Annotated in this window: 10 protein-coding genes; 5 read left to right on the top strand and 5 right to left on the bottom strand. The window is 60.6% G+C overall.

The window, feature by feature from the left end; translation table 11 throughout:
- The first annotated feature begins 538 nt into the window (after positions 1-538).
- The gene (locus tag ACLHHB_RS02520; RefSeq protein ID WP_410216708.1) at positions 539-1,150 is read left to right on the top strand and encodes a LysE/ArgO family amino acid transporter; all 612 of its coding nucleotides are present in this window, start codon (positions 539-541) and stop codon (positions 1,148-1,150) included.
- A gap of 908 nt (positions 1,151-2,058) precedes the next feature.
- On the opposite strand, the gene minE is transcribed toward ACLHHB_RS02520, so the two are convergent.
- The 5 genes from minE to ACLHHB_RS02495 all read right to left on the bottom strand — a co-directional run bounded on the left by minE (position 2,059) and on the right by ACLHHB_RS02495 (position 6,276).
- Complete coding sequence (gene minE / locus ACLHHB_RS02515; protein WP_410216707.1) at positions 2,059-2,334, bottom strand: cell division topological specificity factor MinE; 276 nt, start codon at positions 2,332-2,334, stop codon at positions 2,059-2,061.
- Entirely contained in the window at positions 2,331-3,179 is an 849-nt protein-coding gene (minD, locus tag ACLHHB_RS02510) for a septum site-determining protein MinD (RefSeq protein ID WP_410216706.1), read from the bottom strand. The genes minE and minD overlap by 4 nt, the downstream gene beginning before the upstream one ends.
- Positions 3,176-3,886, bottom strand: coding sequence for a septum site-determining protein MinC (gene minC, locus ACLHHB_RS02505; RefSeq protein ID WP_410216705.1), 711 nt, complete (start codon positions 3,884-3,886; stop codon positions 3,176-3,178). Before minC ends, minD begins: the two co-directional genes overlap by 4 nt.
- Before the next feature lie 285 nt (positions 3,887-4,171).
- On the bottom strand, positions 4,172-5,023 hold the full coding sequence (locus tag ACLHHB_RS02500; protein WP_410216704.1) for a glycosyltransferase family 25 protein: 852 nt from the start codon (positions 5,021-5,023) through the stop codon (positions 4,172-4,174).
- An 818-nt stretch (positions 5,024-5,841) separates the two neighbouring features.
- A complete protein-coding gene (locus ACLHHB_RS02495; RefSeq protein ID WP_410216703.1) occupies positions 5,842-6,276 on the bottom strand; it encodes a TetR/AcrR family transcriptional regulator in 435 nt (144 codons plus the stop codon).
- Positions 6,277-6,596: 320 nt separating this feature from the next.
- Between ACLHHB_RS02495 and ACLHHB_RS02490 the strand changes: the two genes are divergently transcribed.
- The 4 genes from ACLHHB_RS02490 to ACLHHB_RS02475 all read left to right on the top strand — a co-directional run bounded on the left by ACLHHB_RS02490 (position 6,597) and on the right by ACLHHB_RS02475 (position 10,243).
- Positions 6,597-6,911 carry a hypothetical protein gene (locus tag ACLHHB_RS02490; protein WP_410216702.1) on the top strand — a complete coding sequence of 105 codons (315 nt, stop codon included), beginning with the start codon at positions 6,597-6,599 and terminating at the stop codon, positions 6,909-6,911.
- 625 nt (positions 6,912-7,536) lie between these two features.
- Complete coding sequence (locus ACLHHB_RS02485; protein WP_410216701.1) at positions 7,537-7,797, top strand: MFS transporter permease; 261 nt, start codon at positions 7,537-7,539, stop codon at positions 7,795-7,797.
- A gap of 517 nt (positions 7,798-8,314) precedes the next feature.
- On the top strand, positions 8,315-9,094 hold the full coding sequence (locus ACLHHB_RS02480) for an SDR family oxidoreductase (protein WP_410216700.1): 780 nt from the start codon (positions 8,315-8,317) through the stop codon (positions 9,092-9,094).
- Between the two features lie 69 nt (positions 9,095-9,163).
- The gene (locus tag ACLHHB_RS02475) at positions 9,164-10,243 is read left to right on the top strand and encodes an ABC transporter ATP-binding protein (protein ID WP_410216699.1); all 1,080 of its coding nucleotides are present in this window, start codon (positions 9,164-9,166) and stop codon (positions 10,241-10,243) included.
- The last annotated feature ends 189 nt before the right edge of the window (positions 10,244-10,432 follow it).

Below are 10,432 nucleotides of genomic sequence, written 5' to 3'. Positions count from 1 at the left end.
CCAGATCATGGGCCACGATCTTGTCTTCGTGTCCACAAAACCGGCAGAAGATCATGGAGCACCGGTTGCACGACGCCAGCAAGCAAACATCTGATACATAGGGCGGCAATATGTTGAAAAGATGCCGTCCCCTTGAGGTGGCTGACCTTTGCGTGCGGCGTCCGCACTGGTCATAGCATAAGGTTCAGTCCTTCAGACCGCCTTGCCAACAGCTATGCTTGACCCCTTTCCTCTATCAGACGCATATAGGTGTTCCATGTGGCGACACAGCAAGAATCCTGCCTCGGTTGCGGAGCAAAGCTGGCCGGGTTGGATCAGAACAATTGCTAAACACTCTTCCAAACTCCGCACGTGTTGCGAGCTGGCTGATGCAGTGATGTTCAACGCGGGCGGCCTCTCGAAGCTGCCAGTCTATACGATCATCGCCTCGGCAGGACGCAGCATGTCAAGCGTTCCTGATCGAGCATTAGCAGCTTGAGTTTGTCTGATTTGCGCTGGCCCGTTACATCAAGAACTTCTTGATGAGTGAGTCACCCTCATGAGCCTTTCCATCTTTCTGACCGGCATGCTGACCGGCCTCAGCCTGATCATGGCGATCGGGGCGCAGAATGCCTTTGTCCTGCGTCAGGGGTTGAGGGGCGAACATGTTCTGGCCGTCTGTCTGACCTGCGCTGTTTCCGATGCGATCCTGATCCTGCTGGGAGTCACGAGCTTCGGGCAAATCGCACGGTGGCTTCCGTGGCTCGCGCCAACCATGCGCTTTGCCGGTGCGGCATTTCTGATCTGGTACGGAGCAAAGAGCATGAGAGCAGCCCTGCATTCCAGCGATGCACTGGTCATCGGCACCGCGCGACAAGCGAACGGCCTTTTCAATACCCTGCTCGCCTGCTTGGCAATCACTTGGCTGAATCCTCACGTCTATCTCGATACAGTGGTGTTGCTGGGCACGATTTCGACCCGCTTTGCCGAGAGGACGGGATCATTTGCCGCGGGCGCGGTGACAGGATCATTCCTGTTCTTTTTCTCGCTTGGCTATGGATCGGCATGGCTGCGCCCGATCTTTGCCAAGCCGACATCGTGGCGTATCCTGGAGGCGGTTATTGCAGTTGTCATGTGGGCAATCGCGGCCAAGCTGGTGCTGGGTGAATGAGCCTACGCGCCTTTCTTGACGCCATTGCCCGGCCTCCCCTTGGTGCCAGTTGAAAACTGGCCCTCATAGTTTTTTCCGATGCAATGAACTGTGAGCAACAAGGAATGACATTGGATCCTTGGAACAACATTCACGGGATGACCCTGCTGCCAATCATGAGGCTGCCAGCTTTCGAGTCTGTTGCGCACTGAAATGTTGCTGGTGACCCGATAAATTTCCTCTGTGCAGGAGGCCAGAGCGCGAGATGCGGACCGCACTCATCCAAAGGAGCGACCGTGAACAATCCGGCGTGCTGCAACGGGCGGCAGTGGAATGGCATTTTCCGCCACACGGATCAGCGGCACAACAATCCAGAGAACTGGTGTTCGTTGAACAACCGCAGCCGCTCACTCCCCACTTCTGGCGGCCGAGGGAGGGTTCTGATCAACACCCCGCCAAGCCGGACACATGAACCACGTAGCCCCAATCCATTCAATCAGTCCTGACCGCAGAACAGAGCCCATCATCGTACAAATAGCAGCCGAGCCCAAATGCTCTCGCACGAACAGCCTGCACATGATCATGGCACTGGGCGGACATGTAAGAGTGAGTGTCGTGTCGGGAGTGAAGTCCTAGAAAAACGAGAGAAGTGCTTTTCCAATGCGCGCTTCGAAGCTTCGCAAGTTCAAAAGGAACTTGCAAAAGCGACTGGCGCAACCTCGGCTGCGGCGAAGTGAAGGCCAGATCTTGAACATCGAGTGCGTACGAATCGATCTCGTGGCCATGTCATCTTCGAAGCAACAAGATGCTTTCCGAAATCTGCTGCGCAACTCTGGAGCCAACGGCGGACGTGCTTGACTGGCCGACGCTGAGTCGAAACTGCTAGGAAATGAGGGCCCGGATCGCGCCGGGACCTGCGCCTGATGTCATTAGCCGGCTTTCGAAGGCGCCCCAGGCAGTTCGATGTTGATCTCCAGGCTCGACATCTGGTCGCCGCGCTCCATGCGGACCTCGACATCCGTCTCCCCGATCGGAACGTGCTTCCGGATCGCCGCAACGATGTCGCGCTGCAACATCGGCAGGTAATCCGCCTCGGCGGCGCCGCTGCTGCTGCGTTCATGTGCAAGAAGGATCTGCAGACGGTCCTTTGCCGTCTGCGCGGTCTGGGTCGGGCGCTGCTTGCGAACGAAACCGAACAGGCTCATGACGCACGTCCGAACAGTCGCTGGAACAGGCCGGGGCGACGCTCGCCGACAATGCGCATCTCGACCTGCGTACCGGTCAGGCGGGAGACTGCGTCCTCGTAGGCCTGGGCCGCGGCCGAAGGTCCGTCCAGCACCACAGGCGTTCCGACGTTGGACGCCTTCAGGATGGCCTTGCTCTCGGGCACGACACCCAGCAGCGGCACTGCCAGGATCTCGAGAACGTCATCGACCGTCATCATCTCGCCTTTGTCCACGCGCTCCTGATCATAGCGCGTGATCAGGACCTGGGCCTTGATGGGCTCGGCACCCTCGGTCTCGGCCCGCTTGGTCTGGCTGCTGAGCAGGCCCAGCACACGGTCGCTGTCGCGCACCGAGGACACTTCCGGGTTGGTGACGACCACCGCCTCATCGGCGAAATGCATGGCCATCTGCGCGCCATGCTCGATTCCGGCCGGGCTGTCGCAGACGATATAGTCGAACTCGGCCTTAAGTTCGGTCAGGACCTTTTCCACGCCCTCCTTGGTCAGTGCATCCTTGTCGCGGGTTTGCGAGGTGGGCAGGATCGACAGGGTGTCAAGACGCTTGTCCTTGATCAGCGCCTGCTTGAGCCGTGCATCGCCCTGGATGACGTTGATGAAGTCAAAGACCACCCGGCGTTCGCAGCCCATGGTCATGTCCAGGTTGCGCAGACCCACGTCGAAATCGATCACGACCGTCCGGAAGCCCTGCTTGGCCAACGCGGCCGAGATCGCCGCCGACGAGGTCGTCTTGCCGACGCCCCCCTTTCCCGAGGTGATCACGATGACCCGCCCGAGGGGCGGATTGTTCTTGGGTTCTGTCGTCATGCGATCACCTCCATGCGAAGTTTTTCATCCTCCAGATATATGTGCGTGCAGCGTTGGCGGGCTGCGTCCTCGAGCGTTTCGCTCGTCTGATAAAGGCCTGCGATTGCGACCAATTCGGCGTTCAGGCTTTGGCAGAAGATATGCGCGGTCTCGTCGCCATGACAACCGGCCATGGCGCGGCCGCGCAGGGGGCCGTAAACATGGATGTTTCCCGCAGCGATCAGTTCGGCCCCCGAGGCGACCGAGCCGATGACCGTCAGATCGCCGCGTTCGGCCACGACCATCTGTCCCGACCGAACGGGTGAACGTATGACCTTGTTCTCGACGGGGCGCGGCGCTTCGACGGTTCGGGCGGGGCTGCTGTTTTCACGGGGCAGCGGCGCATCCCGCCCCCCGGTCACCGGAATCAGGCCCAGTGCCTGCAGCAGCGCCGGATCGATACTGGCGGCATTCTCCACGCCGAAGACCCGCAACTCGCGCTTGCGCAGGTTGTCCACCAGTTCTCGAAGTCGCTCAGGGTTGCCAAAGACGGAAGTACTGACGAAATCCAGCACCACGGGCGCCCCCGAAAAGAACTGCGGCGTTTTTCGCAACTGCTCGTCCAGTTGCGCATAAAGCGCCTCTCCCGCGCTATCGGTGTCGATGCGAAGCGCCAGCGCAGTCAGGAAGCGGCCGCGCACCTGGAACGCGGCCACCGTTCCCGGCATGGGCTCATGTCGGGTCCGGGCGTATCGATCTGACACCTCGAAACTCTGCTCCTGCTTTGTGGCGGATCGCGACTCGGCGCAGCACCGCTTTTACTGGATGTCCATCTTTCACGAACCGGTGGCCAGACGAAAGAAGCCGCTCGCTTCTTCAGCAGGAACCCGCCAAATTGTAAAGTCCGGTTAACCATATCCGAGGCAGAAATCAAATCCCCTGCCGTTTCGCGCTGCGGTACCCTGTCGTCGCCTGCATGATGAACGATATGGCGGCCTCGTGCAGCCGCCGGTTCATATGTGATCGAATATCTCGTCGATCCCCAACAAGACCGCCGCAACCACCGGAACGACCCTCAGGAAGGTGCGGCCCGGTTGATGATGAATGGAGAGCCGCAAGTAGCAGGCCGCTCGCAGGGTCAAGCGCGTGACTTCGAGCCAAGTGCGATATGGCAAGACCGTCAGGTATCGTGTTTTGGGGTATTTATAAGCCCTGATGTTGTTCTGGATCTGCGATGATCCTTCATCTCGCTGGCTGACCGGTACCGGGTCGACAAACACCGACCGCAGGCCATCCAGATACTCGAGATCGAAAGCGATGTCGTATGACAGGCGCATCGGCATCAGCTTGCGCGTGATCCAGAGTGCTGCCTTGCGGTTGATGATATAGGCGCCCGCGCCTTTTTCGCGGGTAAGGGCAATGGCAAGACTGCGCCCACCTGGTAACCGTCGATAACTAAACTTGGGGCCGGTATTCATCGTGCTCAGCCGAAGAATGTCCCAGTCCGAGCGGCAGTCCATCGTGCTGATGAGAAGCTCTTTAAAGTCGGCCGGAAACGCGACGTCGTCTTCCAGAATGAGCGCGTGCTCCGCATCGCTGGCCAGAAGTCTGCGCGCACATTCGACATGGCTCAGATAGCACCCGACTTCTGCCGGGATCACCCTGCGCCCATGCAGGTACTTGTAGCCGCTTTCACTGAATTCAGGATTTGGAAAGGTCAGCATCGACCCATCGACGGCAGCCACACGTTCGAATTCCAGACCGGCAGCGGCACACTTGACCTGCATTCGAGCCAGCCGCTCGCGCCCACGATCGAGGTTGATGAGGTAAATTTTCAGATCCTTCAACGGAAGGAAGTTGTCCATGTCTGCTCTCTGATCCAGCCATTATACCGCAACGCGATGCCGTGGGCCGTCCCACACGTCAACATGCGCTTTTTATATCCGAACAAAATTGTGCTGAAAGCCGTATGATACGGGCGCGATCATAAAAGACAACTTGCTCGCTCTTGGCTAGGACTCTTCGCAAACCGCATTGGATGAAGAGTTGACAATAGGACAGATGCCGTTTGGCGGTTGCCAAAGGGAATGGGGCCATTTTTTACGCAGGTCACCATTTCAGACCCACATGGAGGAAGTCTGGCCTTGGAGGGAAGACTGCCCTTCACAGGAGCTTGGGTGAATTGAGGATAAATCCCTGACATTAGGTTCTGCTGACAAATGGCAAAGCCATAGAATGCGCAATCTTCAGGTCTTTCGCCCAGGCATGACTGGCCCTCAGCAGAACGTCCGGCTCCGGCAGGGTATCGGCCAGGAGGAGACCGATAAACGACCCTGTGCCGCGTTTGGCAGGCTGCTCTAAGGAAGCTGCTCTGCAGCGCTATCCAAGGGTCTGACCGGCAGCGACAGGCCGCGTCTGCGCTTTGTCCCATCGATCCATCGATCGGGCTGCTGCGGATTAAAAGGCTGTAAATCTATCCCGCTTATTGCATACTCCTCTGTCCAGCGTCCCGAGAAGACTATCTCCAATCTCTTGGCATTCGTACAAGAGGAGAAGAGCGTGAGTGATGAGAGGATTAGCCAGCCCCATTTGGGGGCGAAGCGACAACCAAGACTGCGAAGACCAAGAGCGTCAGTCGGGCGCCTTTGTCTGCGAAGCCACTGGAACACAGCCAAAGATCACCTCACCAATCTTTGGTCTTGTGATCCTCCCGTGGCGCCCGATCTGCCAAAAGCCCCGTGGCCAGCATTGCGTCGAGACAGCGGTTCTGGCTGAGCCATCGAGCGGAATTACCCAGCACCGCAGAACCGTCGAGCAGGACGATGCGCTGCACCTCGGGGTCCAATGCCATCTTCATATAGGCGCTGCCTTCGGCCAACAGACCGTCCCACAGGGTCCCGGCGTCGGTACCGACGGCACGTGCCCGTTCAGCCATTTTCGGCGTTGATCTGATCGACACTGCCGCAAAGAGCCTCTTCTTGTCCCCGAAACTATGATAGAGCGCCCCGCGCGTCAGGCCTGCCGCAGCCGTAAGATCGTTCATCGAGGTGGCCGAGAAGCCGTTTCGACCACAGGCCTTACGCGCCGACACCAGCAGCTTGCGCTGCGTTTCCTTCATCATCTCTGCACGTGTTCTTCTAACATCTTGCCTCCAACAGCATACGCTGCGCATAACTTAACATACACAGCGTATGTAAGTTGATCTTAGGATATGTAACGTATGTTGATATACCTCGGCGGAAAAGGCAGTCCCCAGCGCACGGCCGCCTTTCGACCCTAGGCCTCCCTACATGAAAGGGCGTGTCGGTCGGCACGATGTATCAGTATTCTCTGAACAAGCAGACGTTGATCTATACATTGAACGCGCGCTAACTGAATGCGCTTGCGGCGCAGATCGGAGCAACCTGCGCGACACGGCATGGGGCGCCAATCGCGCAGATGGTGGAAGCGCTAATCGACAGCTATTGGCAGGCCAAGACCGAGGGGGCCAAGGTGGTGCGCGCCTTCTACCGCTCGGTTGTCGAGCTTGACAACAATGCGCTGCGGCGCGCCTTCGCCGTACGCGCCGATGCGGCAAGAACAGCCATGCTTTCCAGTGCGCCCGACGTTGCGCTTGCCGATGCCGGGCAATCCAACCTGACGCTGACCTCATTGATCTACGGCACGGTCCGCAATGCCCTCGAGCGGGGCAGTCGGCGAAAGAAACCGACGCGCTTCGCCGAAACCTGCACGCCAAGTGTTGCGCCTACTTGAAGATGCTGCCGCGGCATTGCATCTCGATTACACCGCCGGTTGCAGGGCAAGCGAACGCTCTGATCGATCCCCCGACTGTAAAGCGGATATGGCTGCAGGTTGCTCAAGCGTCCGCTCCGCTCATGCTGTCACCCTGCGTAAGAAACTTTGACTGTTGGCAAGGAGCTGCACGATCTTTCTGCGCCTGCAGTCGGTGCGGAAGAAGGAATGCCAAAGAAGGGTGGTCCGCCCCAGCAGAGCTGTCCGCTTCGAAAGGCAGTGCATGACGGCGCACCGGATTGATGGTGTCCGGGGCCGCTGGGCGATATCCCAAAGCACTGGGTCATTGGGCGGATCACCACAGGTGCGGCGTTCGGACACGCTCAGACCATTGCGGACATGATCAATGCAGACCCGATAATGCTCGGCCTCAGGAGTGTCGCCTCAGCAGCTTCCGACAGGATCGGTCGGCGGCCGGCGCTGCGCTTGGATCGAGGATTGTTGGAGCGTTGCGCTGCATCCGCCAACTTGGATGGCATCTGGCTGCTGTGCACCAGCTTCATTCTGATCCGCGCGTTGCCGCCACAGATAAGGGCAGATCCCTTGCCGCCCCTGTGCAAGGCGATGCTGGAAAGCGGGCCTGCCCATGGGCCTCACGATCACGTCGGTGATGCAGCTTGGCATCTCGGGGCTGCCGAGGACCTCCGCCGGGGCCGGCGCCATCCAGATGATGTATCAGGTCGAAATGGCCGCCTCGGTTGCCCTAGGTTTCTCGGCCTATGACCATGCTCTGGCAATGCAGCCGGCTGTCGAGGCAGTCGCGGCGATGCTGTGGCTGCAGATCATCGCAACTGGTGCCGCAACCCTGCGTGCGGCTGGGCAAGAGCGCGGACGATCCTCAAACTGACGAAAGGCACCAGCATGACAGCCGATCGTCTTCAAGATCTTACAGCATTCTGGAAGGCGCTGTCCCTCTGACCAGGCGGATCTCATCGAACCGCCGCGCCACGGGCGCGCTCGCAGATCGCGGGGTCTGGACACATGGCCTGTCGCTCGACCTCGAGGGGACCTTGCCCCACAGGGCACATCGCTCCAGACCAGGTCCATCGAAACTGCAAAGTTCTTGAAGCTGGCGAACACACATGACGACCAGCCCAGCGCCTCGCCCGGCTGGCCGACTCATCAGAACCTGCTTGGTATTCCCCTTGGACATGGCCTTCGGCGGAGTCTTAGATAAATCATCATTTGCTCGTCCTTGTTCTCGTGGGTCGAGTGCACCCGTGCATCAGGACCAGTCCTGCATTCGCCAGAAAAGCAGCCTGGCAGGCAAAAGGCCAATCCCTTGCCGCAGCCGGCCGCCATCACGTTTGACAAAGGGTGCCGGTTCCGCGTTCTCTTGCCTCCGAAACCGACAGGAGAACGCGATGGATCTGGGCATCAGGGGGAAACGGGGGCTTGTTTGTGCGGCCTCGAAGGGGCTGGGACGCGGCTGTGCCGAAGCATTGGCCGAGGCAGGCGTGAACCTGGTGATCAACAGCCGCACCGAGGCCGAGATCATCCGCACCGCGCACGAGATTGCCGACCGCCATGGGGTAGAGGTCACCCCCGTTGCCGCGGACATCACCACCGACGAAGGCCGCACACAGGTGCTGGAGGCTGTGGGACAGGCGGATATCTTGGTGACCAACGCGGGCGGCCCGCCTCCCGGTGACTGGCAGGACTGGAGCCGCGAGGACTTCATCCGCGCCATCGACGCCAACATGCTGTCGGCCGTGGCGCTGATGCAGGCGCTGGTGCCCGGTATGATGGATCGCGGCTGGGGCCGGGTGGTGAACATCACGTCGCAATCGGTTCGTTCGCCCATCCCGGTTCTGGGGCTGTCGAACACGGCCCGGACCGGCCTGACGGGTTTTGTCGCCGGCATGTCCCGGCAGGTGGCGGGCCGGGGCGTTTGCGTGAACAACCTGCTGCCGGGCATCCATGCGACCGACCGTGCCGACGGATTGGACAGCGGCGTGGCCAAGGCCAGGAACATCAGCCTGGACCAGGCACGGGCCGAACGGCAGGCCACCATCCCCACCGGCACCTATGGAGCGGCCGGTGATTTCGGTGCGACTTGCGCCTTCCTGTGCAGCCAGCAAGCCCGCTTCATCGTCGGCCAGAACGTCCTGCTGGACGGAGGAGCGCTGAACGTCACGATCTGAAGCCGTTGCGGGTGGGGCCTGCCCCTGCTAGGGCAGGCCCCACCCGCAACCGGAGGCTTGGCCAGAACCGTGACGACCCCGCCCCGTCTGGACGTTCAGAACCTGACACGCGCCTTCGATGGCGCGCCCGTGGTCGACGATGTCAGCTTCCAGGTCGAGGCGGGACAGGTGACCTGCCTGCTGGGTCCCTCCGGCTGCGGCAAGTCCACGACGCTGCGGATCATCGCGGGCGTGGACCTGCAGGACAGCGGACGCATCCTTGTCGACGGCACGCTGATCTGCGATGCCACCACGCGCGTTCCGCCCGAGCACCGCGCGATCGGACTGATGTTTCAGGACTTTGCGTTGTTTCCCCATCTGCCGGTGCGTGAGAACGTGGCCTTTGGCCTTTCGGGGGGGTTCAGGGCCAATCGCGCCCGTGTCGGCGAACTGCTGGAACGGGTGCGGATGTCGCGCCACATCGACAGCTATCCGCACGAGTTGTCGGGGGGCGAGCAGCAGCGCGTTGCCTTGGCCCGCGCGCTGGCGCCCCGCCCCCGGGTCCTGCTGATGGATGAACCCTTCAGCGGGCTGGACGAACGTCTGCGCGACGGAATCCGCGACGAAACGCTGGCCCTGCTGAAGGAAGAAGGCACGGCCGTCCTGCTGGTCACGCACGAGCCGCACGAAGCGATGCGCATGGCCGACCAGATCCTGTTGATGCGGCATGGCCGGATCATGCAGCAGGGCGCGCCCTACAACCTCTACAACGCGCCCGTGGACCGGGAGGCGGCAGGCTTCTTCAGTGACATCAACGTTCTGGCAGGACGGGTGCAGGGCGCGCTGACGGACACGCCCTTTGGACAGTTCCTGACACCCGGTCTCCCCGACGGAACAGGTGTGGACATCGTCATCCGTCCCCAGCATCTGAAGATCGATTTCGACCGCGCGGGGCAAGGCCCGGCCCCTACACCCGAAAACGGTACGGCGGCGCGGGCCCGGGTCATCCGCGCCCGCTATCTGGGGCGCGAGTCGCTGGTCGAATTCCAGACGGACGAGGACGCCATTGTTCTGAACGCGACGGTGCCGGGGGTTTTCCTGCCACCGCCCGGCACGGCGATGTGGCTGATGCTGCGGCGCGACCGGGTGCTGGTCTTTCCGCGCCGCTGACGATGCCCCTCTTGCTCCGGCCAGACCCCTTTGCCGGCAACATGAGCCCCAAGCATTGACTGCCACTGCCTGCAGCAAGAAGCGTCTTTTGACAGCACGGATTGTCACAATCGTCCAAAAGCGTCTCTTTTTGGCAGGATGCGACAAAGGTCTTGCCTTGCGGCGGGGCTGCGGCTAGCAAAAGAGCAG

The organism is Paracoccus sp. (in: a-proteobacteria), from assembly GCF_046462195.1.
In the GTDB taxonomy this organism is placed as follows: Bacteria; Pseudomonadota; Alphaproteobacteria; order Rhodobacterales; family Rhodobacteraceae; genus Paracoccus.
Note: the sequence above shows the minus strand (reverse complement) of the source record. Positions and strands in the feature narration are given on the sequence as shown.